Consider the following 26,073-nt stretch of genomic DNA (forward strand, 5'->3'; position numbering starts at 1 on the left):
CAATCGAAAGGCGCGGGCTTGCGCGGTCCCTGCCGCCCGCCAATGATAATAAATCTCATTTCCCAGCAATGGCAATCGACCGCATCCACGGAGATCGCATGACTTCCTCGCCCGTCACCCCATCAGCCGTCGACGACGCCCCCGACTGGCCCGCCGCCTTCGTCCGCCGCTATCTCGACGCCGGCCACTGGCAGGACCAGAACTTCGCCGAAGCCCTGGCCGCCAGCGCCGCGCGCCATCCGCGGCGGATCGCGCTCTGCGACGACGACCAGCGGCTCAGCTATGCCGACCTGCTCCAGCGCTGCCGCCGCCTGGCAGCCGGACTGCGCCAGGCCGGCCTCGCACATGGCGACACGGTGGTGCTGCACCTGCCCAACGGCATCGCCTTCGTCGAGACCTGCTTCGCCCTGTTCCAGCTCGGCGTACGCCCGGTGCTCGCCCTCCCCGCCCATCGCCAGCATGAGATCAGCGGTTTCTGCCGCTTCGCCGAGGCCAAGGCCTACATCGGCGCCGAACGGATCGACGGCTTCGACCCACAGCCGATGGCCCGTGAGCTGCTCGCCAGCGGCGCCTGCCGGATGGCGCTGATCCACGGCGAGGCCGAGGCGCCGCTGCAAGCGCTGGCACCGCTGTACCAGGCCGACGCGCTGGAAGACTGCGCCGCCCGCGCCGAGGATATCGCCTGCTTCCAGTTGTCCGGCGGCACCACCGGCACGCCGAAGCTGATTCCCCGGCGTCATCGCGAGTATCTCTACAACGTCCGCGCCAGCGCCGAGGTCTGCGGCTTCGACGAGCACACGGTGTACCTCACCGGCTTGCCGATGGCGCACAACTTCACCCTCTGCTGCCCCGGAGTGATCGGCACGCTGCTGGCCGGCGGCCGCGTGGTGGTCAGCCAGCGCGCCGATCCCGAGCATTGCTTCGCCCTGATCGCCCGTGAGCGGGTCACCCACACCGCCCTGGTACCGCCGCTGGCGATGCTCTGGCTGGATGCCCAGGAAAGCCGCCGCGCCGATCTATCCAGCCTGCGTCTGCTCCAGGTCGGCGGTTCCAGGCTCGGCAGCAGTGCCGCGCAACGCGTCGAACCGGTGCTCGGCTGCCAGTTGCAACAGGTGCTGGGAATGGCCGAGGGGCTGATCTGCTACACCCGCCTGGACGATCCGCCCGAGCGCGTATTGCATACCCAGGGCCGGCCGCTGTCGCCGGACGACGAAGTGCGGGTGGTCGACGCCGAGGGCCGCGAGGTCGGCCCCGGCGAGGTCGGCGAACTGACCGTGCGCGGTCCCTACACCATCCGCGGCTACTACCGCCTGCCCGAACACAACGCCAAGGCCTTCAGCGCGGACGGCTTCTACCGCACCGGCGACCGGGTCAGCCGCGACAAGGACGGCTACCTGGTGGTGGAGGGCCGCGACAAGGACCAGATCAACCGCGGCGGCGAGAAGATCGCCGCGGAAGAGGTGGAGAACCTGCTGATCGCCCATCCGCAGGTGCACGACGCCACCGTCGTGGCGATGCCCGACAGCCTGCTCGGCGAGCGCACCTGCGCCTTCGTCATCCCGCGCCAGCCGGCGCCCTCGGCGCTGAAGCTGAAGCAATACCTGCACGCCTGCGGGCTGGCCGCGTTCAAGGTGCCGGACCGCATCGAGCTGGTCCCGGCCTTCCCCCAGACCGGCATCGGCAAGATCAGCAAGAAGGACCTGCGCGAGCGCCTGCGCCGCGAGCTGGAGGCCCGCGCATGAGCGCCGCCTGGGTCCGGCCGTTCCGCCTGACGCCGATGCCGCGCCTGCGCCTGGCCTGCTTCCCCCATGCAGGCGGCAGCGCCAGCTTCTTCCGTAGCTGGAGCGAACGCCTGCCGCCAGACATCGACCTGCTTGCCCTGCAGTACCCGGGTCGCGAGGACCGCTTCAACGAGGCGCCGGCCACCCGCCTGGAAGACCTCGCCGACGGCGCCGCCCTCGCCCTGCGCGATTTCGCCGACGCGCCCCTGGCGCTGTTCGGCCACAGTCTCGGCGCGGCGCTGGCCTACGAAACCGCCCTGCGCCTGGAAAGCGCCGGCGCGCCGCTGCGCCACCTGTTCGTCTCCGCCCATCCGGCACCGCACCGGCAACGCGGCGGCGCATTGCACCGCGGCGACGAGGCGGCGCTGCTGGAGGACGTCCGCCGCCAGGGTGGCGCCAGCGAGCTACTCGAGGACGCCGACCTGCGCGCGCTGTTCCTGCCGATCCTGCGCGCCGACTACCAGGCGATCGAGACCTACCGACGGGCGCAGCCCATCGCCCTGGCCTGCGCCCTCGACGTCCTCCTCGGCGAGCACGACGAGGAAGTCAGCGCCGCCGAGGCGCAGGCCTGGAGCGACGCCAGCCGGACTCCCGCCAGGCTGCGGCGCTTTCCTGGCGGCCACTTCTACCTGAGCGAGGGGCGCGACGCGGTGATCGAGCACCTGCTGCGCCGCCTCGCACATCCCGACGCCCTTTCCCGAGAGGTTGCATGATGAAAACTCCCGAAGACTGCACCGGCCTGGCGGACATCCGCGAGGCCATCGACCGGATCGACCTGGATATCGTCCAGGCCCTCGGCCGCCGCATGGACTACGTCAAGGCGGCGTCGCGCTTCAAGGCCAGCGAGGCGGCGATTCCGGCGCCCGAGCGGGTCGCCGCGATGCTCCCCGAGCGCGCCCGCTGGGCCGAGGAAAACGGACTCGACGCGCCCTTCGTCGAGGGACTGTTCGCGCAGATCATCCACTGGTACATCGCCGAGCAGATCAAGTACTGGCGCCAGACACGGGGTGCCGCATGAGCCGGCTGGCGCCCCTGAGCCAGTGCCTGCACGCCTTGCGCGGCACCTTCGAGCGCGCCATCGGCCAGGCGCAGGTGCTCGATCGTCCGGTCCTGGTGGCGGCGTCGTTCGAGATCGACCCATTGGACCCGCTGCAGGTATTCGGTGCCTGGGACGACCGGCAAACGCCCTGCCTGTACTGGGAACAGCCCGAGCTGGCGTTCTTCGCCTGGGGCTGCGCCCTGGAGCTGCAAGGCCACGGCGAACAGCGCTTCGCCCGGATCGAGGAAAACTGGCAATTGCTCTGCGCCGACGCCGTGGTCGAGGGCCCGCTGGCGCCGCGCCTGTGCGGCGGATTCCGCTTCGATCCGCGCGGCCCGCGCGAGGAACACTGGCAAGCCTTCGCCGATGCCAGCCTGATGCTCGCCGGCATCACCGTGCTGCGCGAGGGCGAACGCTACCGGGTACTCTGCCAACACCTGGCCAAGCCCGGCGAAGATGCCCTGGCCCTGGCCGCCTACCACTGCTCGGCGCTACTGCGCCTGAGGCAGCCGGCCAGGCGCCGGCCCCCGGGGCCGACCGCTGGCGCGCAGGGCGACGCTTCGACGCTGGAGCGCAGGCAATGGGAAGCCAAGGTAAGCGACGCGGTAAGCAGTGTCCGCCAGGGACGCTTCGGCAAGGTCGTGCTGGCCCGCACCCAGGCCCGGCCTCTCGGCGACATCGAGCCGTGGCAGGTCATCGAACACCTGCGTCTGCAACATGCCGACGCCCAGCTGTTCGCCTGTCGCCGCGGCAACGCCTGCTTCCTCGGCGCCTCCCCGGAACGCCTGGTCCGCATTCGCGCCGGCGAGGCGCTCACCCATGCCCTGGCCGGAACCATCGCCCGCGGCGGCGATGCCCAGGAAGATGCGCGGCTCGGACAGGCCCTGCTGGACAGCGCCAAGGACAGGCACGAACACCAGTTGGTGGTGGAGGCGATCCGTACGGCCCTGGAACCCTTCAGCGAGGCGCTGGAAATCCCCGATGCGCCCGGCCTGAAACGACTGGCGCGAGTCCAGCACCTGAACACGCCGATCCGCGCCCGCCTCGCCGACGCAGGCGGCATCCTGCGGCTGCTGCAGGCGCTGCATCCGACCCCCGCGGTGGGCGGCTACCCACGCAGCGCGGCGCTGGACTACATCCGCCAGCACGAAGGGATGGACCGTGGCTGGTACGCCGCGCCGCTGGGCTGGCTCGACGGCGAAGGCAACGGCGATTTCCTGGTGGCGCTGCGCTCGGCCCTGCTCACGCCGGGCCGGGGCTACCTATTCGCCGGCTGCGGCCTGGTAGGCGATTCGGAACCGTCCCACGAGTATCGCGAAACCTGCCTTAAGCTCAGTGCCATGCGGGACGCTCTGTCCGCCCTAGGCGGCCTGGACGAAGTGCCCTTGCAGCGCGGCGTCGCCTGAAAACGAAGACCCCCTGCGGCCCGAGGGCGGCAGGGGGTCTTCGAAGGTCTGCCCGTGGCGCGGACGGGCCGCGCCGCAAGGGCGTCGCTTAGAACGGAATGTCGTCGTCGAAGCTGTCGTAGTCCTGGGCCGGCTGCGGCGCCGGTTGCTGCTGCGGGGCCGGACGCGACTGCTGCTGCGGGGCCTGCTGCGGGCGCTGCATGGGCTCGCGCGGGGCACGCTGCGAGTCGTCGCCGGAGGGGCGGCCGCCGAGCAGTTGCATGTTGCCGTTGATGTCGACCACGATCTCGGTGGTGTAGCGGTCCTGACCGTCCTGGCCCTGCCACTTGCGGGTGCGCAGGCTGCCTTCGACGTAGACCTGGGAACCCTTGCGCAGGTACTCGCCGGCGATCTCCGCCAGGCGGCCGAAGAACACCACGCGGTGCCATTCGGTGCGCTCCTGTTGCTGGCCGGTCTGCTTGTCCTTCCAGCTCTCGCTGGTGGCGAGGGTGATGTTGGTCACCGCATTGCCGTTGGGCATGTAGCGGGTTTCCGGGTCACCACCGACGTTACCAACCAGAATGACTTTGTTAACCCCACGGGCCATGACGTTCTCCTAAGGTTCAGCATCCGCCCGGCGCGGCCTGGGCCAGGCGCTCGAGGGCGGTGCGATCCACTTGTTGGGTATCCACTTTGACATAGGCGGCGGCCTCCTCGGCCACCACCATGGCGTCTGCCACACCGGGCAACGCCCTGAATCGCTGGACCAGCGCCGCGTCCTGCAGCGCGGCGGGCGCGAGCGGCAGGCGAATGCTGGTCACATAAGGCGGTTCGCGCATGGTAACAGCAATCGCCAGCCAGAGGGCAGCGAGCACCGCGCATCCGATGAACACCATGCTCAGCCCGCCGTGCTGGAACATCCAGCCGCCGAGGATGCCGCCCAGCGCCGCGCCGAGGAACTGGCTGGTGGAATACACCCCCATCGCCGTGCCCTTGCCGCCGGCCGGCGAGACCTTGCTGACCAGCGACGGCAGCGAGGCTTCGAGCAGGTTGAAGGCGGTGAAGAACACCACCGTGCCGACCACCAGCATGGCCAGGCTGTGACCGAAGACCAGGAAGAACAGTTCGCAGGCCAGCAGGGTCGCCACCGCGCCGGTCAGCACGCGCTTCATGCGACGCTTCTTCTCGGCGTAGATGATGAACGGCACCATGCCGAAGAAGCCGACCAGCAGCGCGGTCAGGTAGACCCACCAGTGCTGCTCCTTGGGCAGGCCGCCCTCGTGGACCAGCGCCAGCGGCAAGGCGACGAAGCTGGCCATGAGGATGGCGTGGAGGATCAGGATGCCGGCGTCCAGGCGCAGCAGGTCGCCGTGCTTCAGGGTCGGCAGCAGGGCCTGGCGCGCCACGCTGGATTCGCGGTGCTGGGTCATGTGGTTCGGCTGCGGGACGAAGAACAGGATCAGCAGCAGGCCGACCAGCGCCATCCCGGCGGTGAACCAGAACAGCCCATGCAGGCCGAACAGATGGGTCAGCACCGGGCCGAGCACCATGGCCACGGCGAAGGAGACGCCGATGCTCATGCCGATCATCGCCATCGCCTTGGTCCGGTGCTGCTCGCGGGTGAGGTCGGAGAGCAGTGCCATCACCGCCGCCGAGATCGCCCCGGCGCCCTGCAGGACGCGGCCGGCGATCACCCCCCAGATGGAGTCGGCATTGGCCGCGAGGGCCGCGCCGGCGGCGAAGATCAGCAGCCCGACGACGATCACCGGGCGCCGGCCGATGCGGTCGGAAATAGTCCCGAAGGGAATCTGCAGGATCGCCTGGGTCAGGCCGTAGGCGCCGATGGCCAGGCCGATCAGCGCCGGGGTCGCGCCGGCCAGGTCCTGGCCGTAGGTGGCCAGCACCGGCAGGACCATGAACATGCCGAGCATGCGGAAGGCGAATACCAGTGACAGCCCGACGGCCGCTCGCGTTTCGGTACCGCTCATCCGCTCAGTATGTGAGTCGTGCATAACACCCTCATGGAAGAAACCGCTGCAGGGCAAGGCCTCATGCCCCTGCCGATGGCGCCGCCGCCCGCTCCTGGGCGGCCGGGGCAATGCCCGCGCCGGAAAAATGCCGCGCATTCTACCAGTCCGCCCCCTCGCGGCACAGGCGCGCCACTTTGCCGCGCGCTAGCGGCCAGCCGTATAATCAGCGGTTTTCGCCCGCCATGCGAGGCCGCTGTGGATAAGATCCTGATTCGTGGGGCGCGTACCCACAACCTGAAGAACGTCGACCTCACACTGCCACGCGACAAACTGATCGTGATCACCGGTCTTTCCGGTTCCGGCAAGTCTTCCCTGGCTTTCGACACGCTCTATGCGGAAGGCCAGCGGCGCTACGTGGAATCCCTCTCGGCCTACGCCCGGCAGTTCCTGTCGATGATGGAGAAGCCGGACGTGGACACCATCGAAGGGCTGTCGCCGGCGATTTCCATCGAACAGAAGTCCACTTCCCACAACCCGCGCTCCACCGTGGGTACGATCACCGAGATCTACGACTACCTGCGCCTCCTCTACGCCCGCGTCGGCACCCCGCGCTGCCCGGACCACGACATCCCGCTGGAGGCGCAGACCGTCAGCCAGATGGTCGACCAGGTCCTGGCCCTGCCGGAAGGCAGCAAGCTGATGCTGCTGGCGCCGGTGATCCGCGAGCGCAAGGGCGAGCACCTGGCGGTGTTCGACGAGATGCGCGCGCAGGGTTTCGTCCGCGCCCGGGTCGACGGCAAGCTCTACGAACTCGACGAAGTGCCGAAGCTGGATAAGCAGAAGAAGCACAGCATCGATGTGGTGGTGGACCGCTTCAAGGTTCGCGCGGACCTCCAGCAACGCCTGGCCGAGTCGTTCGAGACCGCCCTGTCCCTGGCCGACGGTATCGCCCTGGTAGCACCGATGGACGAGGACGAGGATGTCGAGGAGATCATCTTCTCGGCGCGCTTCGCCTGCCCGGTCTGCGGCCACTCGATCAGCGAGCTGGAACCCAAGCTGTTCTCCTTCAACAACCCGGCCGGCGCCTGTCCGACCTGCGACGGCCTCGGCGTGAAGCAATTCTTCGACGCGCGCCGGGTGGTCAATGGCGAGTTGACCCTGGCCGAGGGCGCGATCCGCGGCTGGGACCGGCGCAACGTCTATTACTTCCAGATGCTCGGCTCGCTGGCCCAGCATTACGGCTTCAGCCTGGAAGAACCCTTCGACGAACTCGGCGCCGAGCACCAGAAGGTGGTGCTCTACGGCTCCGGCCGGGAAAACGTCGACTTCCGCTATCTCAACGACCGCGGCGACATCGTCAAGCGTTCGCATCCCTTCGAAGGCATCCTGCCGAACCTTGAGCGGCGCTACCGCGAGACCGAGTCGGCCACGGTCCGCGAGGAGCTGGCCAAGTTCCTCAGCACCCAGCCCTGCCCGGATTGCCACGGTACCCGCCTGCGCCGCGAGGCGCGGCATGTGTGGGTCGGCGACCGGACGCTGCCGGCGATCACCGCGATGCCGGTCGGCGAAGCCTGCGAGTATGCCGCCGGACTCAGCCTGACCGGCCGCCGTGGCGAGATCGCGGCGAAGATCCTCAAGGAAATCCGCGACCGCCTGCAATTCCTGGTCAACGTCGGCCTCGACTACCTGACCCTCGACCGCAGCGCCGACACCCTGTCCGGCGGCGAAGCCCAGCGCATCCGCCTGGCCAGCCAGATCGGCGCCGGCCTGGTGGGAGTGATGTACATCCTCGATGAACCCTCGATCGGCCTGCACCAACGCGACAACGAACGCCTGCTCGGCACCCTCACCCACCTACGCAACCTCGGCAACACGGTGATCGTGGTCGAGCACGACGAGGACGCGATCCGACTCGCCGACTACGTCGTCGACATCGGTCCGGGGGCCGGCGTGCACGGCGGCCAGGTAGTGGCGGAAGGTACGCCCGACCAGGTGATGAACCACCCCGACTCGCTGACCGGCAAGTACCTTTCCGGGCGCAAGAAAATCGCGGTTCCGGCCAAGCGCACCCCGCGCGACAAGAAGAAGCTGCTGAAGCTGAAAGGCGCCCGCGGCAACAACCTGCAGAACGTCAACCTGGAAATCCCGGTCGGCCTGTTCACCTGCATCACCGGGGTCTCGGGCTCCGGCAAGTCGACGCTGATCAACAACACCCTGTTCCCGATCACCGCCACCGCGCTGAACGGCGCGACTACCCTGGAAGTGGCGCCGTACGACTCGTTCGACGGCCTGCAGCACCTGGACAAGGTGGTCGACATCGACCAGAGCCCGATCGGTCGTACCCCGCGCTCCAACCCGGCGACCTATACCGGCCTGTTCACGCCGATCCGCGAACTGTTCTCCGGCGTGCCGGAGGCCCGCTCGCGCGGCTACGGTCCCGGCCGCTTCTCGTTCAACGTCAAGGGCGGCCGTTGCGAGGCCTGCCAGGGCGACGGCGTGATCAAGGTGGAGATGCACTTCCTGCCGGACATCTACGTTCCCTGCGACGTCTGCAAGGGCAAGCGCTACAACCGCGAGACCCTGGAGATCCGCTACAAGGGCAAGAGCATCCACGAGGTGCTGGAGATGACCATCGAGGAAGCCCGCGAGTTCTTCGACGCCGTCCCCGCCCTGGCGCGCAAGCTGCAGACACTGATGGACGTCGGCCTGTCCTACATCAAGCTGGGCCAGAGCGCGACCACCCTCTCGGGCGGCGAGGCACAGCGGGTCAAGCTGTCCCGCGAGCTGTCCAAGCGCGACACCGGCAAGACCCTGTACATCCTCGACGAACCGACCACCGGCCTGCACTTCGCCGACATCCAGCAACTGCTCGACGTGCTCCACCGCCTGCGCGACCACGGCAACACCGTGGTGGTGATCGAGCACAACCTGGACGTGATCAAGACCGCCGACTGGCTGGTCGACCTCGGTCCCGAGGGCGGCTCCAAGGGTGGTCAGATCATCGCCAACGGCACGCCGGAGCAGGTGGCCGAGATGCCCCAGTCGCACACCGGCCACTTCCTCAAGCCGCTGCTGGAACGCGATCGCGCCTGATTGCCGGGCGCTCATGAAAAAGCCCCTGCGGCCGTGAGGCGCAGGGGCTTTTTCGTATCCGCGGGGTAGGGTCAGATCTGCGATTGCAGGTAGTTCTCCAGGCCCATCCTGGCGATCAGGCCAAGCTGTTGCTCCAACCAGTAGGCGTGGTCTTCCTCGGTGTCGGCCAACTGGGCCTTGAGGATGTCGCGGCTGACGAAGTCCTTGTGCTGCTCGCAGAGGGCGATGCCCTTGGCCAGCGCGGCGCGGACATGGCGCTCGAGCTTGAGGTCGGCCTCGAGCATCTCCGGCACCGTGGTGCCCGGGTGGATATCGTCGGGACGCATGCGCGGCGTACCTTCGAGCAGGAGGATACGGCGCAGCAGGGCGTCGGCATGCTGGGTCTCCTCCTCCATCTCGTGGTTGAGGCGCTCGTAGAGCTTGCTGAAGCCCCAGTCCTCGTACATGCGCGAGTGGATGAAGTACTGGTCGCGCGCGGCCAGCTCGCCGGTCAGCAGCGTGTTGAGGTAATCGATGACTTCCGGATGGCCTTGCATCGGGGGGCTCTCCCTGGAGAAAACTAGGAATCTAGCCGCATATGCTCCCGGCTCCGCCTGATCCGGGTCAAGCCAATGCAGATAAAAAAGCCCCCTTCCTAGGAAGGGGGCCGGGGGCCTCATCAGGCCATCAGTCCAGCTTCAGGCCGAGGGCGTCGGCGACGCCTTTGCCGTAGGCCGGATCGACCTTGAGGAACAGGCCGATCTGGCGACGCTGGATCTGTTCCGGTACATCGCGGATGTCTTCGGCGATGTTGGCGAACAGCCGCTGCTTCTGCTCGTCGGTGAACAGATGGAACAGCGCGGCGGGCTGGCTGTAGTAGTCGTCGTCCACCCGGTGGTTCCAGTGGTCCGCCGCGCCCTCCAGGCTCAGCGGCGGCTCGGAGAAGTCAGGCTGCTCCTGCCACTGGTTGAAGCTGTTCGGCTCGTAGGTGACGCGCTGATGGGCGTTGTTGCCGTCCACCCGCATGCCGCCATCGCGGTGGTAGACCTGGTGCGGGCAACGCGCGGCGTTCACCGGGATCTGGTGGTGGTTGACGCCCAGGCGATAGCGATGGGCGTCGCCGTAGGAGAACAGACGGCCCTGGAGCATCTTGTCCGGCGAGAAACCGATACCGGGCACCACGTTGGCCGGCGTGAAAGCGGCCTGCTCGACCTCGGCGAAGTAGTTGTCCGGGTTACGGTTCAGCTCGAAGAAGCCCACTTCGATCAACGGGTAGTCACCGTGGGGCCAGACCTTGGTCAGGTCGAACGGGTTGTAGCGATAGGTGGCCGCTTCCTTCTCGGGCATGATCTGCACGTACATCTTCCAGCGCGGGAAGTCGCCTTTCTCGATGCTCTCGTACAAGTCGCGCTGCGAACTCTCGCGGTCCTGGGCGATCACTTCGGCGGCCTCGGCGTTGGTCAGGTTCTCGATGCCCTGTTGGGTCTTGAAGTGGAACTTGACCCAGAAGCGCTCGTTGTTCGCATTGATGAAGCTGAAGGTATGGCTGCCGAAACCATGGATGTGCCGATAGCTCTTCGGCAGGCCGCGGTCGCTGAAGTCGATGGTCAACTGATGCAGCGACTCGGGGAGGTGAGAGAAAAAGTCCCACTTGAAGGTCGCATTGCGCAGGTTGGTGCGCGGGTCACGCTTCACCACGTGGTTGAGATCGGGGAACTTGAGCGGGTCGCGCAGATAGAACACCGGGGTGTTGTTGCCGACCAGGTCCCAGTTGCCCTGCTCGGTGTAGAAACGCATGGAGAAGCCGCGGATGTCTCGCTCGGCATCCGCCGCGCCACGCTCACCGGCGACGGTGGAGAAGCGCAGGAACATATCGGTCTTCTTGCCGACCTGGGAGAAGATCTTCGCCCGGGTGTAGGGGGTGATGTCATGGGTGACGGTGAAGGTGCCGTAGGCCGCGGAGCCTTTCGCATGCATGCGGCGCTCGGGGATCACTTCGCGATCGAAGTGGGCGAGCTTCTCGAGGAACCACACGTCCTGCAGCAACATCGGGCCACGCGGACCGGCGGTCTGCACGTTCTGGTTATCGACCACCGGTGCGCCAGCGGCAGTGGTCAGGCGGGTCTTCTCTTCCATTTACTCTCTCCTCAACGGCTAACGTGCTATGAAGCGAAGCGGCTACACGGAAATCATCAGCGTGGACCAGGGATTGGCGGAGGACAACCTGTCGGCTGAACCAAGCGCCCTTTGCATTGATCTCGCTTATCCGAACGTAGCTTTTCGTAAAAGCAGGTTAAGGATGAATGACAGCCCTCCCGCAATCCAATTTATTAAAGACAGCGATCCGATAGATAAAAACTTTAAGGCAGGTAATAAAAAAACCGGGCCTAGGCCCGGTTTCTTGTGCAGCAGATGCCTTATTCGGCAGCTTCTACGACTTCACCGCCGACAGGACGATCAACCAGCTCGACGTACGCCATGGGGGCGTTGTCGCCAGCGCGGAAACCGCACTTCAGGATGCGCAGGTAGCCGCCCGGACGGTTGGCGTAGCGCTTGCCCAGGTCGTTGAACAGCTTGCCAACGGCAGCTTTCGAACGGGTACGGTCGAAAGCCAGGCGACGGTTGGCGACGCTGTCTTCCTTGGCCAGGGTGATCAGCGGCTCGGCAACGCGACGCAGTTCCTTGGCCTTGGGCAGGGTGGTTTTGATCAGTTCGTGTTCGAACAGCGACACCGCCATGTTCTGGAACATAGCCTTGCGGTGCGCGCTGGTGCGGCTCAGGTGACGACCACTTTTACGATGGCGCATGGTTCAATTCCTTTCCAAACTTTACGTTCGGTAGTTACGACGATCAGGCAGTGGCCTTGTCGTCTTTCTTAAGACTTGCCGGCGGCCAGTTATCGAGGCGCATACCGAGGGACAGACCACGGGAAGCCAGAACGTCCTTGATTTCGGTCAGGGACTTCTTGCCCAGGTTCGGCGTTTTCAACAGCTCCACTTCGGTGCGCTGGATCAGGTCACCGATGTAGTAGATGTTTTCCGCCTTCAGGCAGTTGGCCGAACGTACGGTCAGTTCCAGGTCATCGACCGGGCGCAGGAGGATCGGATCGATCTCGTCTTCCTGCTCTTCAACGACGGGTTCGCTGTCGCCCTTGAGGTCCACGAACGCTGCCAGCTGCTGTTGCAGGATGGTAGCGGCGCGACGGATAGCCTCTTCGGGATCCAGGGTGCCGTTGGTTTCCAGGTCCAGGACCAGTTTGTCCAGGTTGGTGCGCTGCTCGACACGGGCGTTTTCCACCACGTAGGAGACACGACGGACCGGGCTGAACGATGCGTCGAGCTGCAGACGGCCGATGCTGCGGCTTTCGTCTTCGTCGCTCTGACGTGCGTCGGCAGGCTCGTAGCCACGGCCACGAGCTACCTTCAGCTTCATGTTCAGCGCGCCGTTGTCTGCCAGGTTGGCGATAACGTGGTCACCGTTGATGATCTCAACATCGTGATCCAGCTGAATATCGGCAGCAGTCACAACACCCGAGCCCTTCTTAGCCAGGGTCAGCGTCACTTCATCACGACCGTGCAGCTTGATGGCCAGACCTTTCAGGTTCAGCAGGATCTCGATTACATCTTCCTGCACACCTTCGATCGCCGAGTACTCGTGGAGTACGCCGTCGATCTCGGCCTCGACCACTGCGCAGCCAGGCATGGAGGACAACAGGATGCGACGCAGCGCGTTGCCCAGGGTGTGACCAAAACCACGCTCGAGAGGCTCGAGCGTGATCTTGGCGCGGGTTTGACTGACCACCTGCACATCGATGTGGCGGGGGGTCAGGAACTCATTTACCGAACTCTGCATGGATGCACCTATTTTCTAGCCCTTACTTGGAGTAGAGCTCGACAATCAGGTTTTCGTTGATATCAGCGGACAGGTCGCTGCGAGCCGGAGCACTCTTGAAGGTACCAGCCTTCTTGTCGAGGTCGACTTCGACCCACTCGACGCGACCGCGCTGGCCACAGAGTTCCAGAGCCTGAGCGATACGCAGCTGGTTCTTCGATTTTTCGCGAACAGCTACGACGTCACCGGCCTTCACTTGGTAGGAAGGGATGTTGACGGTCTGACCGTTGACGGTGATGGCCTTGTGGGATACCAGCTGGCGGGATTCCGAACGAGTGGAACCGAAGCCCATGCGGTATACGACGTTGTCCAGGCGGCACTCGAGCAGTTGCAGCAGGTTCTCACCGGTAGAACCCTTGCGACGGGAAGCTTCCTGGTAGTAACCGCGGAACTGACGCTCCAGCACGCCGTAGATGCGACGTACTTTCTGCTTTTCACGCAGCTGCAGACCGTAGTCGGACAGACGGCCACGACGCTGGCCATGCTGGCCAGGAACGTTTTCAGCCTTGCACTTCGAGTCGAGGGCGCGGGCGCCGCTCTTCAGGAACAGGTCGGTGCCTTCACGGCGAGACAGTTTGCACTTGGGACCAATGTAACGAGCCATTTCTCACTGTCTCCTATTACACGCGACGCTTTTTCGGCGGACGGCAGCCGTTATGCGGGATCGGGGTTACGTCGGTGATGCTGGCGATCTTGTAGCCGCAAGCATTCAGAGCGCGAACGGCGGACTCGCGGCCCGGGCCCGGGCCCTTGACGTTGACGTCCAGGTTCTTCAGACCGTATTCCAGGGCAGCCTGGCCGGCACGCTCGGCCGCTACCTGGGCAGCGAACGGGGTGCTCTTACGCGAGCCGCGGAAACCGGAACCACCGGAGGTCGCCCAGGACAGTGCGTTGCCCTGACGGTCGGTGATGGTCACGATGGTGTTGTTGAAAGACGCGTGGATGTGGGCGATCCCATCGACCACTGTCTTTTTGACTTTCTTACGGGGACGAGCAGCAGGTTTTGCCATGACTAGATTCCTACGCGATTACTTGCGGATCGGCTTACGCGGGCCCTTGCGGGTACGCGCGTTGGTCTTGGTACGCTGACCGCGAACCGGCAGACCGCGACGATGACGCAGACCGCGGTAGCAACCGAGGTCCATCAGACGCTTGATGTTCATGTTGATTTCGCGACGCAGGTCACCTTCGGTGGTGATCTTCGCGACTTCGTTACGCAGCTGATCGATCTGCTCGTCGCTCAGGTCCTTGATCTTGGCAGCCGGGTTTACGCCGGTGGCTGCGCAGATGCTCTGAGCAGTAGTGCGACCAACACCATAGATGTAGGTCAGCGAGATAACAGTGTGCTTGTTATCCGGAATGTTGACGCCTGCAATACGGGCCATTCAGAAAAACTCCAATTGACAGCTACCCTGCGCCCAGGAAGCCAAGAAAGGGCGCGGATATTAGCGCTGTAATAGCAAATAATCAACCCGGCAGCACACTAGCTGCCGGGTTATCACGCGTGGATCACAATCAGCCTTGGCGCTGCTTGTGACGCGGTTCCGCGCTGCAGATCACCCGCACGATGCCATCGCGACGGATGATTTTGCAGTTACGGCACAGCTTCTTGACCGATGCACGAACTTTCATCACCAACTCCTCGAACCTTACGGGTCTATCAGCGCAGCATGCCGCTGCCGTAGCCCTTCAGGTTGGCTTTCTTCATCAGGGATTCATACTGGTGAGAAACGAGGTGAGATTGCACCTGGGCCATAAAGTCCATGACAACCACGACCACGATCAACAGCGAGGTCCCGCCAAGATAGAACGGCACGTGCGCCGCAACCACCAGGAACTGGGGCAGCAGGCAGACAGCCGTCATGTACAGAGCACCGAACATGGTCAAACGGGTCAGCACGCCATCGATGTAGCGAGCGGACTGTTCGCCCGGACGGATGCCCGGAATAAATGCACCGGACTTCTTGAGGTTCTCCGCCACGTCCTTCGGGTTGAACATCAGCGCTGTATAGAAGAAGCAGAAGAAAACGATCCCTGCAGTGAACAGCAAGATGTTCAGCGGCTGCCCCGGAGCGATCGCTTGCGCGACGTCCTGCAACCAACCCAAGCCTTCCGACTGACCGAACCAGGAGCCCAGGGACGCCGGGAACAGCAGGATACTGCTGGCGAAAATCGCGGGAATCACACCCGCCATGTTCACCTTCAACGGCAGATGGCTGGTCTGCGCTGCAAACACCTTGCGGCCTTGCTGGCGCTTGGCGTAATGCACCGCGATGCGACGCTGGCCACGCTCGATGAACACCACGAACGCGATGATCGCCACGGCCAGCAGGCCGACGCCGATCAGGGCGAAGATGTTGATGTCACCTTGACGGGCAGACTCGAAAGACTGACCGATGGCGCGCGGCAGGCCTGCAACGATACCAGCGAAGATCAACATCGAGATGCCGTTGCCGACACCGCGCTCGGTGATCTGCTCGCCCAGCCACATCATGAACATGGCACCAGCCACGAAGGTGGTGACAGCCACGAAGTAGAAGCCGAAGTCGTTGGAGAAGGCTACGCCCTGGCTGCCCAGGCCAACGGACATGCCGATGGCCTGGACCAGTGCCAGGACTACAGTACCGTAGCGGGTGTACTGGCTGATCTTGCGACGCCCAGACTCACCCTCTTTCTTCAACTGCTCCAGCTGCGGGCTGATAGCGGTCATGAGCTGCATGATGATCGAAGCCGAGATGTACGGCATGATCCCCAGTGCAAAGATACTCATGCGCTCCAGCGCGCCGCCGGAAAACATGTTGAAGAGGCTAAGAATGGTCCCCTCGTTCTGCCGGAACAGTGCCGCCAAGCGATCGGGGTTGATGCCCGGAACTGGGATGTGCGCGCCGATCCGATAGACGATGATCGCCAGGAACAGGAAACGCAGACGTGCCCAGAGCTCGGACAGACCGCCGTTGCTTAGCGCAGAGAGAGCACCTTGCTTAGCCATTTAGTCCTCGAATTTACCGCCAGCTGCTTCGATAGCCGCACGCGCACCCTTGGTGGCGGCGATACCTTTCAGGGTGACCGCACGACCAACTTCGCCGGACAGCATGACTTTGACGCGCTGTACGTGCTGGTTGATCAGGTTGGCATCCTTCAGGGTCTGCAGGCTGACGACGTCGCCTTCGACCTTGGCCAGCTCGGAGGTGCGCACTTCAGCACGATCCATGGCCTTCAGGGAAACGAAGCCGAACTTCGGCAGGCGACGGTGCAGAGGCTGTTGACCACCCTCGAAGCCCGGAGCGACCTTGCCACCGGAGCGGGAGGTCAGACCTTTGTGACCACGGCCACCAGTCTTGCCCAGACCGCTACCGATGCCACGGCCCGGACGGTGCTTTTCGCGACGGGCACCCGGCGCGGAACGCAGATCGTTCAGTTGCATGGATTAACCCTCCACACGCAGCAGGTAGTAGGCCTTGTTGATCATGCCGCGGTTCTCAGGAGTGTCCTGAACTTCGACGGTATGATTGATGCGACGCAGGCCGAGACCCTTGACGCAAGCCTTGTGGTTGGCCAGACGGCCGTTCAGGCTCTTGACCAGAGTGACTTTGACAGTTGCCATGGTTAGAGAATCTCCTCGACGCTCTTGCCACGCTTGGCCGCTACTGCTTCCGGAGCCTGCATGTTCTTCAGGCCCTTGAAGGTGGCGTAAACCACGTTCACCGGATTGGTGGAGCCATAGCACTTGGCCAGGACGTTCTGCACACCAGCCACTTCCAGAACGGCACGCATGGCGCCGCCGGCGATGATGCCGGTACCTTCCGAAGCCGGCTGCATGTACACCTTGGAGGCGCCATGGGCGGACTTGGTCGGATACTGCAGGGTGGTGCCGTTCAGATCGACTTGGATCATGTTGCGGCGAGCGGCTTCCATTGCTTTCTGGATGGCGGCCGGCACTTCACGCGCCTTGCCACGACCGAAACCAACGCGACCCTTGCCATCACCCACCACGGTCAGTGCGGTGAAAGCGAAGATACGGCCACCTTTTACGGTTTTGGCGACGCGGTTAACCTGAACCAGCTTCTCGATGTAGCCTTCGTCGCGCTTTTGCTCGTTGTTTGCCATAACTTAGAACTCCAGTCCGCCTTCACGAGCGGCATCAGCCAGCGCTTTCACACGGCCGTGGTACTTGAAGCCAGAACGATCGAACGCCACCTGGGTGACGCCGGCCGCTTTGGCGCGCTCGGCGACCAGTTGACCAACTTTCTTGGCTGCATCGATGTTGCCGGTGGCACCTTCGCGCAGGTCTTTGTCCAGGGTCGAGGCGCTGGCCAGGACCTTGCCGCCGTCGGCCGCAATGACCTGGGCGTAAATGTGCTGGGAAGAGCGGTACACGCAGAGGCGTACGGTTTCCAGCTCGCGCATCTTCAGGCGTGCCTTGCGAGCGCGACGCAGACGGGTTTCTTTCTTGACGCTCATTTGCTATGCCCTACTTCTTCTTGGCTTCTTTACGACGGACGACTTCGTCGGCGTAACGCACGCCCTTGCCTTTGTAAGGCTCCGGCGGACGGAAGTCGCGAATTTCGGCAGCAACCTGACCGACCAGCTGCTTGTCGATACCCTTGATCAGGATATCGGTCTGGCTGGGGGTCTCAGCGACGATGCCGGCCGGCAGTTCGTAATCAACCGGATGGGAGAAGCCGAGGGACAGGGACAGCACTTGGCCCTTGGCCTGCGCTTTGTAACCAACGCCAACCAGCTGGAGCTTGCGCTCGAAGCCCTGGCTGACGCCGACTACCATGTTGTTCACCAGAGCACGGGTGGTACCAGCCATGGCGCGAGTCTGCTGGTCGCCGTTACGCGCAGCAAAACGCAGCTCACCGCTGTCCTGGATCACTTCGACCGAAGGATGGACCTTGAGCTCCAGAGCACCTTTGGCGCCCTTGATGGACAGTTGCTGACCAGCCAGTTTGATTTCAACGCCGGCAGGCAGCTTGACGGGGTTCTTAGCAACGCGAGACATGCTGATTCCCCTTAGAACACAGTGCAGAGCACTTCGCCGCCAACACCAGCAGCACGGGCAGCACGATCGGTCATCACACCTTTGTTGGTGGAGACGATCGACACACCGAGGCCGCCACGAACTTTCGGCAGTTGCTCAACGGATTTGTACTGACGCAGGCCAGGACGGCTGATGCGCTTGACCTCTTCGATGACAGGCTTGCCTTCGAAGTACTTCAGTTCGATGGACAGCTGGGGTTTTACTTCCGAGCTGATCTGGAAATCCGCAATATAGCCTTCGTCCTTCAGGACTTTGGCTACCGCCGCTTTCAGTTTCGAGGACGGCATGCTTACGACGGTCTTTTCAGCCATCTGGGCATTACGGATGCGAGTTAGCATGTCTGCTAACGGGTCCTGCATACTCATGGGCTTAACGCTCCTGATACAAAAGAATAAGCCTTCAACTTCAATTCGCCCATAAACGCCAGGCGAAACAAACCCAGGCTCAGGGGAGCCGGGTATTCTAGAGATCGCGCCAAAACGAATCAAGCCCCATGAGGGGCTTGATTCGATGTCGCGATCAACGGTGCCGACTGGCGACACCGTTCGCTGCGATTACCAGCTGGCTTTCACCAGGCCCGGTACGTCGCCGCGCATGGCGGCTTCGCGCAGCTTGTTACGGCTCAGGCCGAACTTGCGGTAGAAGCCGTGCGGACGGCCGGTCAGGCGGCAACGGTTACGCAGGCGGCTGGCGCTGGCGTCACGCGGTTGCTTCTGCAGGGCGACCTGGGCATTCCAACGCTCTTCCGCAGAGGAGTTCGGATTAGCGATGATCGCTTTCAGCTCGGCACGCTTCTTGGCGTACTTGGCTACCGTCAGCTGACGCTTCAGCTCGCGGTTCTTCATGCTCTCTTTAGCCATGTTCCTACTCCAATCAGTTACGGAACGGGAATTTGAAAGCACGCAGCAGGGCGCGACCTTCGTCATCCGTACGAGCGGTGGTGGTCAGGGTGATGTCCAGGCCACGCAGCGCATCGATCTTGTCGTAATCGATTTCCGGGAAGATGATCTGCTCTTTCACGCCCATGCTGTAGTTGCCGCGACCATCGAAGGACTTGGCATTCAGGCCGCGGAAGTCACGCACGCGCGGCAGGGAGATGGACAGCAGACGATCCAGGAACTCGTACATCCGGTCGCTACGCAGGGTGACCTTGACGCCGATCGGCCAGCCTTCACGGATCTTGAAGCCTGCGATGGACTTACGAGCGTAAGTCACGACCGGCTTCTGACCAGTGATCTTTTCCAGATCGGCTACGGCGTTCTCGATGATCTTCTTGTCACCGACCGCCTCGCCAAGACCCATGTTCAGGGTGATTTTGGTAACGCGCGGAACTTCCATCACGTTCGCCAGCTGAAGCTCTTCTTTCAGCTTGGGCGCGATTTCCTTCCGATAAATTTCTTTCAATCGTGCCATGGTGATCTACCTAGCAGCCTCAAGCCTGAACCGGTTTCTGGGTCGACTTGAAGACACGAATTTTCTTACCGTCTTCTACCTTGAAGCCAACGCGGTCAGCCTTGCTGGTTTCAGTATTGAAGATGGCGACGTTGGAGACGTGCAGAGGCGCCTCCTTCTCGACGATACCGCCCTGTTGGCCGAGCATCGGATTGGGCTTGGTGTGGCGCTTGATCAGGTTCACCCCGCCGACGACCAGACGGTCGTCAGCGAGAACCTTCAGCACCTTGCCACGCTTGCCCTTGTCCTTGCCGGCAATGACGATTACTTCGTCGTCACGACGAATCTTTTGCATGACGGCTACTCCTTACAGCACTTCGGGGGCGAGCGAGACGATCTTCATGAACTTCTCGGTACGGAGTTCACGAGTCACTGGCCCAAAGATACGGGTGCCGATCGGCTCCTGCTTGTTGTTCAGCAGGACGGCGGCGTTGCCGTCGAAGCGGATGATGGAACCGTCGGTACGACGTACGCCGTGCTTGGTGCGAACGACCACGGCAGTCATGACCTGGCCCTTCTTCACTTTGCCGCGCGGAATCGCTTCCTTGACGGTGACCTTGATGATGTCGCCGATGCCGGCGTAACGGCGGTGGGAACCGCCGAGCACCTTGATGCACATCACACGACGCGCGCCGCTGTTGTCAGCGACATCGAGCATGGATTGAGTCTGAATCATATAATTTCTCCGACCCCTAGTCCTTAGACTTCCACCGCGCGTTCAACGATATCAACCAGGGTCCAGGCCTTGGTCTTGGCCAGCGGACGGGTTTCGCGAATGGTGACCAGGTCACCAATGCGGCACTGATTGGATTCGTCGTGTGCGTGCAGTTTGGTCGAACGCTTGACGTATTTGCCGTAGATCGGGTGCTTGACGCGACGCTCGATCAGTACGGTGACGGTCTTGTCCATTTTGTCGCTGACGACGCGGCCGGTCAGCGTACGGACGGTTTTCTGAGCTTCAGCCATGATCACTTACCTGCTTGCTGATTGAGCACAGTTTTAACGCGAGCGATGTCGCGCTTAACCTGCGAGAGCAGGTGAGACTGCCCCAACTGGCCAGTTGCTTTCTGCATGCGCAGATTGAACTGGTCGCGCAGCAGGCCGAGCAGTTGCTCGTTCAGCTGCTCAACGGATTTTTCACGAAGTTCATTCGCTTTCATCACATCACCGTCCGCTTAACAAAGGAGGTGGCGAGGGGCAGCTTTGCAGCAGCCAGGGCGAAAGCCTCACGCGCCAGCTCTTCGGAAACACCCTCGATCTCGTACAGGACCTTGCCCGGCTGGATCTGGGCTACCCAGTACTCGACCCCACCCTTACCTTTACCCATACGAACTTCGAGGGGCTTCTTGGTGACAGGCTTGTCAGGGAATACGCGGATCCAGATCTTGCCGCCACGCTTCACGTGACGGGTCAGCGCACGACGCGCGGACTCGATCTGACGAGCAGTAAGGCGGCCACGGCTAGTGGCCTTCAGTGCGTACTCACCGAAGCTGACCTTACTACCACGATGAGCCAGACCACGGTTGTGGCCGGTCATTTGTTTGCGGAACTTCGTACGCTTGGGTTGCAGCATTTGCGTACTCCTTACCTAGCAGCTTTTTTACGAGGAGCGGGTGCTACCGGCTTCAGCTCTTCCTGGCGGCCACCGATGACCTCGCCCTTGAAGATCCAAACCTTGACACCGATCACACCGTAAGTGGTGTGCGCTTCGTAGGTGGCATAGTCGATATCGGCGCGCAGGGTGTGCAGGGGCACACGACCTTCGCGATACCATTCGGTACGGGCGATTTCAGCCCCACCCAGACGACCGCTGACCTGAATCTTGATGCCCTTGGCACCAATGCGCATGGCGTTCTGTACGGCGCGCTTCATGGCGCGACGGAACATTACGCGACGCTCCAGCTGCTGGGCTACGCTCTGCGCAACCAGCATGGCATCGAGTTCCGGCTTGCGGATTTCCTCGATGTTGATGTGCACGGGCACACCCATTTGCTTGGTCAGGTCCTGGCGCAGTTTCTCAACATCTTCACCTTTCTTGCCGATCACGATGCCGGGACGAGCGGTGTGGATGGTGATGCGTGCGGTTTGAGCCGGACGATGAATATCGATACGGCTTACGGACGCGCTTTTTAGTTTGTCTTGGAGGTACTCACGCACCTTCAGGTCGGCAAACAGGTAATCCGCATAGTTCTTGCGGTCTGCGTACCAAACGGAGGTGTGCTCCTTGACGATACCCAGGCGAATGCCATTGGGATGTACTTTCTGACCCATCTGTCGACTCCGTTACTTGTCCGCAACCTTGACCGTGATATGGCAAGACCGCTTCACGATGCGATCAGCACGGCCTTTGGCACGCGGCATGATGCGCTTGAGCGAACGACCTTCGTTGACGAAGACGGTGGAGACCTTCAGGTCATCCACATCGGCGCCTTCGTTGTGCTCAGCGTTGGCAACGGCCGACTCCAGCACTTTCTTCATGATCTCGGCGGCTTTCTTACTGCTGAAAGCCAGGAGGTTGAGCGCTTCGCCCACCTTCTTCCCGCGGATCTGGTCGGCGACCAAGCGGGCTTTCTGGGCGGAGATACGAGCGCCCGACAGCTTAGCGGCTACTTCCATCTTCCTTACCCCTTAACGCTTGGCTTTCTTGTCCGCAGCATGCCCGCGGTAGGTGCGGGTAGCGGCGAACTCGCCCAGTTTGTGGCCGACCATGTCCTCGTTGACGAGAACCGGTACGTGTTGACGGCCGTTGTGCACGGCGATGGTCAGACCAACCATATGCGGCAGAATCATCGAACGACGCGACCAGGTCTTGATCGGCTTGCGGTCGTTCTTTTCCACCGCGACTTCGACCTTCTTCAACAGGTGAAGATCGATAAACGGACCTTTTTTCAGTGAACGTGGCACTGTGGTATCCCTCTATTTACTTGCGGCGGCGGACGATCATGTTATCGGTACGCTTGTTCGAGCGAGTCTTCTTACCCTTGGTCTGAAGACCCCACGGCGATACCGGATGACGACCAGCAGAGGTACGGCCTTCACCACCACCATGCGGGTGGTCGACCGGGTTCATCGCCACGCCGCGAACGGTCGGGCGAACACCACGCCAGCGCGTAGCACCGGCTTTACCCAGCGAACGCAGGCTGTGCTCGGAGTTCGAGACTTCACCCAGGGTCGCACGGCACTCAGCCAGGACTTTACGCATTTCACCGGAGCGCAGACGCAGGGTTACGTACGCACCTTCACGCGCGACCAGCTGGGCGGAAGCGCCAGCGGAGCGAGCGATCTGAGCGCCTTTACCCGGCTTCAGCTCGATACCATGAACAGTGCTACCCACCGGGATGTTGCGCAGAGGCATGCTGTTGCCTGCCTTGATCGGCGCACCGATACCGGAGATCAGCTGGTCACCTGCAGCAACGCCCTTGGGGGCGATGATGTAGCGACGCTCGCCGTCTGCATACTTCAGCAGAGCGATGTGTGCAGTGCGGTTCGGATCGTATTCGACGCGCTCAACGATGGCAGGGATGCCATCCTTGTTACGACGGAAGTCGACCAGACGGTAGTGCTGCTTGTGACCACCACCGATATGACGGGTGGTGATACGACCGTTGTTGTTACGGCCGCCAGACTTGGATTTCTTTTCCAGCAGCGGTGCGTAGGGAGCGCCTTTGTGCAGCTCCTGATTCACCACCTTGACGACAAAGCGACGACCAGCGGAAGTCGGTTTGCACTTAACGATTGCCATGATGCACCCCTTTACTCAGCGCTGGTGGCGAAATCGAGATCTTGGCCCGGCTGGAGAGCGATGTACGCTTTTTTCCAGTCGTTACGCTTGCCCAGACCGCGAGCGGTGCGCTTGGTCTTACCCTTGACATTCAGGGTAGTGACGCGCTGTACCTTCACGCTGAACAGGCTTTCTACGGCCTTCTTGATTTCCAGCTTGGTTGCATCGGTGGCAACCTTGAAAACGAATTGGCTCTTGCCGTCCGCGAGACCCGTGGCTTTCTCGGAGATGTGCGGACCAAGCAGCACTTTGAATACGCGTTCCTGGTTCATCCCAGCAGCTCCTCGAACTTCTTCACGGCGGACACGGTGACCAGCACCTTGTCGTAGGCGATCAGGCTGACGGGGTCGGAACCTTGGACATCACGTACATCGACGTGCGCCAGGTTGCGCGCAGCGAGGTACAGGTTCTCGTCGACACCATCGGTCACGATCAGCACGTCTTTCAGACCCAGGGTGTCCAGCTTGGCAACCAGGCCCTTGGTTTTCGGTGCATCGACAGCGAAGTCGGCAACGACGACCAGACGGTCCAGACGAACGAGCTCGGCAAGGATGGAGCGCAGTGCTGCGCGGTACATCTTCTTGTTCAGCTTCTGTTCGTGGCTACGCGGTTTAGCGGCGAAAGTGGTGCCGCCCCCACGCCAGATGGGGCTACGGATGGTGCCAGCGCGAGCACGACCGGTGCCCTTCTGACGCCACGGCTTCTTGCCACCACCAGAGACTTCGGAGCGAGTCTTCTGCGCCTTGCTGCCCTGACGGCCGCCAGCCATGTAGGCCACGACTGCCTGGTGCACCAGGGTCTCGTTGAATTCGCCACCAAAGGTACGCTCGGAGACTTCGATAGCCTGAGCGCCGTTCACATTCAATTGCATCTCAGCTTCCCCCTTAACCGCGAGCCTTGGCTGCCGGACGCACGATCACATCACCGCCGGTAGCGCCGGGAACGGCACCCTTGACCAGCAGCAGATTGCGTTCAGCATCGACGCGCACGATCTCCAGGGATTGAACGGTTACCCGCTCCGCACCCAGATGACCGGACATTTTCTTGCCCTTGAACACTCGACCAGGAGTCTGGCACTGGCCGATGGAACCCGGGACGCGGTGGGAAACGGAGTTACCGTGGGTGTTATCCTGACCACGGAAGTTCCAGCGCTTGATGGTGCCCGCGAAGCCCTTACCCTTGGACTCGCCGGTAACGTCTACCATCTGGCCTGCCTGGAACAGATCGACAGTGATCTGGTCACCAGCGGCATACTGCTCTTCGCCCAGACGGAATTCCCACACGCCGCGACCGGCGGCGACATTCGCCTTGGCAAAGTGACCAGCTTGCGCTTTGGTAACGCGAGAAGCGCGACGCTCGCCGGCGGTGACTTGCACTGCACGGTAGCCATCGGTTTCTTCAGTCTTGAACTGGGTGACGCGATTCGGCTCGACCTCGATGACCGTAACCGGAATAGAGACACCTTCCTCGGTGAAAATGCGGGTCATGCCGCATTTACGACCGACAACACCAATTGTCATGTTGTAAACCTCTTGAGTGTACGGGGCTTTCACCCGCTATGGCCGCCCATTTCAGAGCGTTACACGACCAATGCCGAAGGCATTAGCCGAGGCTGATCTGTACTTCAACGCCTGCAGCAAGATCGAGCTTCATCAGCGCATCGACGGTTTTATCCGTCGGCTGGACGATGTCCAGTACACGCTTATGTGTACGAATTTCGTACTGATCACGCGCATCTTTGTTGACGTGCGGAGAGATCAGCACGGTGAAACGTTCCTTGCGGGTCGGCAGAGGGATTGGACCACGCACCTGAGCACCAGTACGTTTCGCGGTTTCCACGATTTCCTGGGTTGATTGATCGATCAGGCGATGGTCAAAAGCCTTCAACCGAATCCGGATTTGTTGGTTTTGCATTTGACCTCAGACTCCAATTTACCATTCCCAACGGACGGACTACGCCCGTTAAAAGGAGGCGCAATTGTACGGATGCCCCCACAGGGTGTCAATATTTAACCAACGAACGAAAAAAGGGGCCCCGAAGGGCCCCTTTTCTGATGGCAGGATCAGCGATTACTCGATGATCTTGGCAACCACGCCGGCGCCAACGGTACGGCCGCCTTCGCGGATCGCGAAGCGCAGGCCATCTTCCATGGCGATCGGAGCGATCAGGGTGACAACCATCTTGATGTTGTCGCCCGGCATTACCATCTCTACGCCTTCCGGCAGCTCGCAGTTACCGGTCACGTCGGTGGTACGGAAGTAGAACTGCGGACGGTAGCCCTTGAAGAACGGGGTGTGACGACCACCTTCTTCCTTGGACAGCACGTACACTTCGCACTCGAACTTGGTGTGCGGCTTGATGGTGCCCGGCTTGGCCAGAACCTGGCCACGCTCTACGTCTTCACGCTTGGTGCCACGCAGCAGGATACCAACGTTCTCACCAGCACGACCTTCGTCGAGCAGCTTGCGGAACATTTCAACGCCGGTGCAGGTGGTCTTGGTGGTCGCCTTGATGCCGACGATTTCCACTTCTTCCTGGACCTTGATGATGCCGCGCTCTACACGACCGGTTACCACGGTACCGCGGCCGGAGATCGAGAACACGTCTTCGATCGGCATCAGGAACGGCTGGTCGATGGCACGAACCGGCTCCGGAAT

The 26,073-nt window shown here is 62.5% G+C and carries 38 protein-coding genes; 5 read left to right on the forward strand and 33 right to left on the reverse strand.

The features are described 5' to 3' along the window. Positions 1-98 precede the first annotated feature (98 nt). Genes pchD through pchA form a run of 4 tightly spaced genes read left to right on the forward strand, consistent with a single transcriptional unit; the run spans position 99 to position 4,226 of the window. Positions 99-1,742 carry a pyochelin biosynthesis salicyl-AMP ligase PchD gene (gene pchD / locus AC4OR5_RS30130; protein ID WP_058160750.1) on the forward strand — a complete coding sequence of 548 codons (1,644 nt, stop codon included), beginning with the start codon at positions 99-101 and terminating at the stop codon, positions 1,740-1,742. Next, positions 1,739-2,494, forward strand: coding sequence for a pyochelin biosynthesis editing thioesterase PchC (gene pchC, locus AC4OR5_RS30135; RefSeq protein ID WP_003114687.1), 756 nt, complete (start codon positions 1,739-1,741; stop codon positions 2,492-2,494). Before pchD ends, pchC begins: the two co-directional genes overlap by 4 nt. Continuing rightward, on the forward strand, positions 2,494-2,799 hold the full coding sequence (gene pchB, locus AC4OR5_RS30140) for an isochorismate lyase PchB (protein ID WP_003106950.1): 306 nt from the start codon (positions 2,494-2,496) through the stop codon (positions 2,797-2,799). The genes pchC and pchB overlap by 1 nt, the downstream gene beginning before the upstream one ends. Next, positions 2,796-4,226, forward strand: coding sequence for an isochorismate synthase PchA (gene pchA / locus AC4OR5_RS30145; RefSeq protein ID WP_058160748.1), 1,431 nt, complete (start codon positions 2,796-2,798; stop codon positions 4,224-4,226). The genes pchB and pchA overlap by 4 nt, the downstream gene beginning before the upstream one ends. Positions 4,227-4,314: 88 nt before the next feature. Here pchA and ssb read toward each other — a convergent pair whose 3' ends face one another. Continuing rightward, positions 4,315-4,812 carry a single-stranded DNA-binding protein gene (gene ssb, locus AC4OR5_RS30150; RefSeq protein WP_003114685.1) on the reverse strand — a complete coding sequence of 166 codons (498 nt, stop codon included), beginning with the start codon at positions 4,810-4,812 and terminating at the stop codon, positions 4,315-4,317. A 16-nt stretch (positions 4,813-4,828) separates the two neighbouring features. Continuing rightward, positions 4,829-6,217, reverse strand: a complete 1,389-nt coding sequence (locus tag AC4OR5_RS30155; RefSeq protein ID WP_058160746.1) for an MFS transporter — start codon at positions 6,215-6,217, stop codon at positions 4,829-4,831. 213 nt (positions 6,218-6,430) lie between these two features. On the opposite strand from AC4OR5_RS30155, the gene uvrA reads away from it, so the two are divergent. Further along, positions 6,431-9,268, forward strand: a complete 2,838-nt coding sequence (uvrA, locus tag AC4OR5_RS30160) for an excinuclease ABC subunit UvrA (protein WP_003093663.1) — start codon at positions 6,431-6,433, stop codon at positions 9,266-9,268. Positions 9,269-9,339: 71 nt separating this feature from the next. Here the strand turns inward: uvrA and bfr are convergent, their stop codons facing one another. The 31 genes from bfr to AC4OR5_RS30315 all read right to left on the reverse strand — a co-directional run. Next, positions 9,340-9,804 (reverse strand): bacterioferritin, encoded by a 465-nt coding sequence (bfr, locus tag AC4OR5_RS30165; protein ID WP_003093668.1) that lies wholly within the window; start codon positions 9,802-9,804, stop codon positions 9,340-9,342. A 130-nt stretch (positions 9,805-9,934) separates the two neighbouring features. Continuing rightward, positions 9,935-11,383 carry a catalase KatA gene (gene katA / locus AC4OR5_RS30170; RefSeq protein ID WP_003103909.1) on the reverse strand — a complete coding sequence of 483 codons (1,449 nt, stop codon included), beginning with the start codon at positions 11,381-11,383 and terminating at the stop codon, positions 9,935-9,937. A 281-nt stretch (positions 11,384-11,664) separates the two neighbouring features. After that, positions 11,665-12,054: a 50S ribosomal protein L17 gene (rplQ, locus tag AC4OR5_RS30175; protein WP_003093672.1), complete on the reverse strand. Its 390-nt coding sequence runs from the start codon at positions 12,052-12,054 to the stop codon at positions 11,665-11,667. Positions 12,055-12,097: 43 nt separating this feature from the next. Beyond that, a complete protein-coding gene (locus AC4OR5_RS30180) occupies positions 12,098-13,099 on the reverse strand; it encodes a DNA-directed RNA polymerase subunit alpha (RefSeq protein WP_003093675.1) in 1,002 nt (333 codons plus the stop codon). A 22-nt stretch (positions 13,100-13,121) separates the two neighbouring features. Continuing rightward, complete coding sequence (gene rpsD / locus AC4OR5_RS30185) at positions 13,122-13,742, reverse strand: 30S ribosomal protein S4 (protein ID WP_003093678.1); 621 nt, start codon at positions 13,740-13,742, stop codon at positions 13,122-13,124. A gap of 16 nt (positions 13,743-13,758) precedes the next feature. Then, positions 13,759-14,148, reverse strand: coding sequence for a 30S ribosomal protein S11 (gene rpsK, locus AC4OR5_RS30190; protein ID WP_003093689.1), 390 nt, complete (start codon positions 14,146-14,148; stop codon positions 13,759-13,761). Positions 14,149-14,166: 18 nt separating this feature from the next. After that, positions 14,167-14,523 (reverse strand): 30S ribosomal protein S13, encoded by a 357-nt coding sequence (gene rpsM, locus AC4OR5_RS30195; RefSeq protein ID WP_003093692.1) that lies wholly within the window; start codon positions 14,521-14,523, stop codon positions 14,167-14,169. A 130-nt stretch (positions 14,524-14,653) separates the two neighbouring features. After that, the gene (gene rpmJ / locus AC4OR5_RS30200; protein WP_003093693.1) at positions 14,654-14,770 is read right to left on the reverse strand and encodes a 50S ribosomal protein L36; all 117 of its coding nucleotides are present in this window, start codon (positions 14,768-14,770) and stop codon (positions 14,654-14,656) included. Positions 14,771-14,798: 28 nt separating this feature from the next. After that, positions 14,799-16,127 (reverse strand): preprotein translocase subunit SecY, encoded by a 1,329-nt coding sequence (gene secY, locus AC4OR5_RS30205; RefSeq protein ID WP_003093694.1) that lies wholly within the window; start codon positions 16,125-16,127, stop codon positions 14,799-14,801. Then, positions 16,128-16,562: a 50S ribosomal protein L15 gene (gene rplO / locus AC4OR5_RS30210; protein ID WP_003093695.1), complete on the reverse strand. Its 435-nt coding sequence runs from the start codon at positions 16,560-16,562 to the stop codon at positions 16,128-16,130. It lies immediately after the preceding gene. A gap of 3 nt (positions 16,563-16,565) precedes the next feature. Next, on the reverse strand, positions 16,566-16,742 hold the full coding sequence (gene rpmD / locus AC4OR5_RS30215; protein WP_003093696.1) for a 50S ribosomal protein L30: 177 nt from the start codon (positions 16,740-16,742) through the stop codon (positions 16,566-16,568). Between the two features lie 2 nt (positions 16,743-16,744). Continuing rightward, positions 16,745-17,245, reverse strand: coding sequence for a 30S ribosomal protein S5 (gene rpsE, locus AC4OR5_RS30220; RefSeq protein WP_003093697.1), 501 nt, complete (start codon positions 17,243-17,245; stop codon positions 16,745-16,747). Between the two features lie 3 nt (positions 17,246-17,248). Next, positions 17,249-17,599: a 50S ribosomal protein L18 gene (gene rplR, locus AC4OR5_RS30225; RefSeq protein WP_003093698.1), complete on the reverse strand. Its 351-nt coding sequence runs from the start codon at positions 17,597-17,599 to the stop codon at positions 17,249-17,251. Between the two features lie 10 nt (positions 17,600-17,609). Next, positions 17,610-18,143, reverse strand: coding sequence for a 50S ribosomal protein L6 (rplF, locus tag AC4OR5_RS30230; protein WP_003093699.1), 534 nt, complete (start codon positions 18,141-18,143; stop codon positions 17,610-17,612). A gap of 11 nt (positions 18,144-18,154) precedes the next feature. Next, positions 18,155-18,547 carry a 30S ribosomal protein S8 gene (gene rpsH / locus AC4OR5_RS30235; RefSeq protein WP_003093700.1) on the reverse strand — a complete coding sequence of 131 codons (393 nt, stop codon included), beginning with the start codon at positions 18,545-18,547 and terminating at the stop codon, positions 18,155-18,157. Positions 18,548-18,736: 189 nt separating this feature from the next. After that, entirely contained in the window at positions 18,737-19,042 is a 306-nt protein-coding gene (gene rpsN / locus AC4OR5_RS30240; RefSeq protein WP_003093701.1) for a 30S ribosomal protein S14, read from the reverse strand. Between the two features lie 13 nt (positions 19,043-19,055). Beyond that, positions 19,056-19,595: a 50S ribosomal protein L5 gene (rplE, locus tag AC4OR5_RS30245; protein WP_003093703.1), complete on the reverse strand. Its 540-nt coding sequence runs from the start codon at positions 19,593-19,595 to the stop codon at positions 19,056-19,058. Positions 19,596-19,614: 19 nt separating this feature from the next. Then, complete coding sequence (rplX, locus tag AC4OR5_RS30250) at positions 19,615-19,929, reverse strand: 50S ribosomal protein L24 (RefSeq protein WP_003093711.1); 315 nt, start codon at positions 19,927-19,929, stop codon at positions 19,615-19,617. Positions 19,930-19,941: 12 nt separating this feature from the next. Continuing rightward, complete coding sequence (gene rplN / locus AC4OR5_RS30255) at positions 19,942-20,310, reverse strand: 50S ribosomal protein L14 (RefSeq protein ID WP_003093714.1); 369 nt, start codon at positions 20,308-20,310, stop codon at positions 19,942-19,944. A gap of 23 nt (positions 20,311-20,333) precedes the next feature. Continuing rightward, complete coding sequence (gene rpsQ / locus AC4OR5_RS30260; RefSeq protein ID WP_003093717.1) at positions 20,334-20,600, reverse strand: 30S ribosomal protein S17; 267 nt, start codon at positions 20,598-20,600, stop codon at positions 20,334-20,336. Positions 20,601-20,602: 2 nt separating this feature from the next. Next, a complete protein-coding gene (gene rpmC, locus AC4OR5_RS30265; RefSeq protein WP_003093720.1) occupies positions 20,603-20,794 on the reverse strand; it encodes a 50S ribosomal protein L29 in 192 nt (63 codons plus the stop codon). Next, positions 20,794-21,207: a 50S ribosomal protein L16 gene (rplP, locus tag AC4OR5_RS30270; RefSeq protein WP_003093723.1), complete on the reverse strand. Its 414-nt coding sequence runs from the start codon at positions 21,205-21,207 to the stop codon at positions 20,794-20,796. The genes rpmC and rplP overlap by 1 nt, the downstream gene beginning before the upstream one ends. Positions 21,208-21,218: 11 nt before the next feature. Then, complete coding sequence (rpsC, locus tag AC4OR5_RS30275) at positions 21,219-21,905, reverse strand: 30S ribosomal protein S3 (protein ID WP_003093727.1); 687 nt, start codon at positions 21,903-21,905, stop codon at positions 21,219-21,221. Positions 21,906-21,917: 12 nt separating this feature from the next. Beyond that, a complete protein-coding gene (gene rplV / locus AC4OR5_RS30280) occupies positions 21,918-22,250 on the reverse strand; it encodes a 50S ribosomal protein L22 (RefSeq protein ID WP_003103908.1) in 333 nt (110 codons plus the stop codon). A gap of 12 nt (positions 22,251-22,262) precedes the next feature. After that, positions 22,263-22,538, reverse strand: coding sequence for a 30S ribosomal protein S19 (rpsS, locus tag AC4OR5_RS30285; protein ID WP_003093734.1), 276 nt, complete (start codon positions 22,536-22,538; stop codon positions 22,263-22,265). A 16-nt stretch (positions 22,539-22,554) separates the two neighbouring features. Continuing rightward, positions 22,555-23,376: a 50S ribosomal protein L2 gene (gene rplB / locus AC4OR5_RS30290; protein WP_003103878.1), complete on the reverse strand. Its 822-nt coding sequence runs from the start codon at positions 23,374-23,376 to the stop codon at positions 22,555-22,557. 11 nt (positions 23,377-23,387) lie between these two features. Continuing rightward, positions 23,388-23,687 (reverse strand): 50S ribosomal protein L23, encoded by a 300-nt coding sequence (gene rplW, locus AC4OR5_RS30295; RefSeq protein ID WP_003093736.1) that lies wholly within the window; start codon positions 23,685-23,687, stop codon positions 23,388-23,390. Next, positions 23,684-24,286, reverse strand: coding sequence for a 50S ribosomal protein L4 (gene rplD, locus AC4OR5_RS30300; RefSeq protein WP_003093737.1), 603 nt, complete (start codon positions 24,284-24,286; stop codon positions 23,684-23,686). Before rplD ends, rplW begins: the two co-directional genes overlap by 4 nt. A 13-nt stretch (positions 24,287-24,299) precedes the next feature. Continuing rightward, a complete protein-coding gene (gene rplC / locus AC4OR5_RS30305) occupies positions 24,300-24,935 on the reverse strand; it encodes a 50S ribosomal protein L3 (RefSeq protein WP_003103877.1) in 636 nt (211 codons plus the stop codon). A gap of 82 nt (positions 24,936-25,017) precedes the next feature. Continuing rightward, positions 25,018-25,329 (reverse strand): 30S ribosomal protein S10, encoded by a 312-nt coding sequence (gene rpsJ, locus AC4OR5_RS30310; protein WP_003103876.1) that lies wholly within the window; start codon positions 25,327-25,329, stop codon positions 25,018-25,020. A 156-nt stretch (positions 25,330-25,485) separates the two neighbouring features. Beyond that, positions 25,486-26,073, reverse strand: a 588-nt coding sequence (locus AC4OR5_RS30315; RefSeq protein ID WP_034059950.1) for an EF-Tu C-terminal domain-related protein, incomplete at its 5' end; no start/stop codon positions are given.

Source organism: Pseudomonas sp. YA1 (assembly GCF_058680555.1).

Bases quoted from the DNA above. Each gene is read 5' to 3' on its own strand.
- pchD (WP_058160750.1), top strand. From the start codon at position 99: ATGACTTCCTCGCCCGTCACCCCATCAGCCGTCGACGACGCCCCCGAC.
- pchC (WP_003114687.1), top strand. From the start codon at position 1,739: ATGAGCGCCGCCTGGGTCCGGCCGTTCCGCCTGACGCCGATGCCGCGC.
- pchB (WP_003106950.1), top strand. From the start codon at position 2,494: ATGAAAACTCCCGAAGACTGCACCGGCCTGGCGGACATCCGCGAGGCC.
- pchA (WP_058160748.1), top strand. From the start codon at position 2,796: ATGAGCCGGCTGGCGCCCCTGAGCCAGTGCCTGCACGCCTTGCGCGGC.
- ssb (WP_003114685.1), bottom strand. From the start codon at position 4,812: ATGGCCCGTGGGGTTAACAAAGTCATTCTGGTTGGTAACGTCGGTGGT.
- AC4OR5_RS30155 (WP_058160746.1), bottom strand. From the start codon at position 6,217: ATGCACGACTCACATACTGAGCGGATGAGCGGTACCGAAACGCGAGCG.
- bfr (WP_003093668.1), bottom strand. From the start codon at position 9,804: ATGCAAGGCCATCCGGAAGTCATCGATTACCTCAACACGCTGCTGACC.
- katA (WP_003103909.1), bottom strand. From the start codon at position 11,383: ATGGAAGAGAAGACCCGCCTGACCACTGCCGCTGGCGCACCGGTGGTC.
- rplQ (WP_003093672.1), bottom strand. From the start codon at position 12,054: ATGCGCCATCGTAAAAGTGGTCGTCACCTGAGCCGCACCAGCGCGCAC.
- AC4OR5_RS30180 (WP_003093675.1), bottom strand. From the start codon at position 13,099: ATGCAGAGTTCGGTAAATGAGTTCCTGACCCCCCGCCACATCGATGTG.
- rpsD (WP_003093678.1), bottom strand. From the start codon at position 13,742: ATGGCTCGTTACATTGGTCCCAAGTGCAAACTGTCTCGCCGTGAAGGC.
- rpsK (WP_003093689.1), bottom strand. From the start codon at position 14,148: ATGGCAAAACCTGCTGCTCGTCCCCGTAAGAAAGTCAAAAAGACAGTG.
- rpsM (WP_003093692.1), bottom strand. From the start codon at position 14,523: ATGGCCCGTATTGCAGGCGTCAACATTCCGGATAACAAGCACACTGTT.
- rpmJ (WP_003093693.1), bottom strand. From the start codon at position 14,770: ATGAAAGTTCGTGCATCGGTCAAGAAGCTGTGCCGTAACTGCAAAATC.
- secY (WP_003093694.1), bottom strand. From the start codon at position 16,127: ATGGCTAAGCAAGGTGCTCTCTCTGCGCTAAGCAACGGCGGTCTGTCC.
- rplO (WP_003093695.1), bottom strand. From the start codon at position 16,562: ATGCAACTGAACGATCTGCGTTCCGCGCCGGGTGCCCGTCGCGAAAAG.
- rpmD (WP_003093696.1), bottom strand. From the start codon at position 16,742: ATGGCAACTGTCAAAGTCACTCTGGTCAAGAGCCTGAACGGCCGTCTG.
- rpsE (WP_003093697.1), bottom strand. From the start codon at position 17,245: ATGGCAAACAACGAGCAAAAGCGCGACGAAGGCTACATCGAGAAGCTG.
- rplR (WP_003093698.1), bottom strand. From the start codon at position 17,599: ATGAGCGTCAAGAAAGAAACCCGTCTGCGTCGCGCTCGCAAGGCACGC.
- rplF (WP_003093699.1), bottom strand. From the start codon at position 18,143: ATGTCTCGCGTTGCTAAGAACCCCGTCAAGCTGCCTGCCGGCGTTGAA.
- rpsH (WP_003093700.1), bottom strand. From the start codon at position 18,547: ATGAGTATGCAGGACCCGTTAGCAGACATGCTAACTCGCATCCGTAAT.
- rpsN (WP_003093701.1), bottom strand. From the start codon at position 19,042: ATGGCTAAAGAGAGCATGAAGAACCGCGAGCTGAAGCGTCAGCTGACG.
- rplE (WP_003093703.1), bottom strand. From the start codon at position 19,595: ATGGCACGATTGAAAGAAATTTATCGGAAGGAAATCGCGCCCAAGCTG.
- rplX (WP_003093711.1), bottom strand. From the start codon at position 19,929: ATGCAAAAGATTCGTCGTGACGACGAAGTAATCGTCATTGCCGGCAAG.
- rplN (WP_003093714.1), bottom strand. From the start codon at position 20,310: ATGATTCAGACTCAATCCATGCTCGATGTCGCTGACAACAGCGGCGCG.
- rpsQ (WP_003093717.1), bottom strand. From the start codon at position 20,600: ATGGCTGAAGCTCAGAAAACCGTCCGTACGCTGACCGGCCGCGTCGTC.
- rpmC (WP_003093720.1), bottom strand. From the start codon at position 20,794: ATGAAAGCGAATGAACTTCGTGAAAAATCCGTTGAGCAGCTGAACGAG.
- rplP (WP_003093723.1), bottom strand. From the start codon at position 21,207: ATGCTGCAACCCAAGCGTACGAAGTTCCGCAAACAAATGACCGGCCAC.
- rpsC (WP_003093727.1), bottom strand. From the start codon at position 21,905: ATGGGTCAGAAAGTACATCCCAATGGCATTCGCCTGGGTATCGTCAAG.
- rplV (WP_003103908.1), bottom strand. From the start codon at position 22,250: ATGGAAGTAGCCGCTAAGCTGTCGGGCGCTCGTATCTCCGCCCAGAAA.
- rplB (WP_003103878.1), bottom strand. From the start codon at position 23,376: ATGGCAATCGTTAAGTGCAAACCGACTTCCGCTGGTCGTCGCTTTGTC.
- rplW (WP_003093736.1), bottom strand. From the start codon at position 23,687: ATGAACCAGGAACGCGTATTCAAAGTGCTGCTTGGTCCGCACATCTCC.
- rplD (WP_003093737.1), bottom strand. From the start codon at position 24,286: ATGCAATTGAATGTGAACGGCGCTCAGGCTATCGAAGTCTCCGAGCGT.
- rplC (WP_003103877.1), bottom strand. From the start codon at position 24,935: ATGACAATTGGTGTTGTCGGTCGTAAATGCGGCATGACCCGCATTTTC.
- rpsJ (WP_003103876.1), bottom strand. From the start codon at position 25,329: ATGCAAAACCAACAAATCCGGATTCGGTTGAAGGCTTTTGACCATCGC.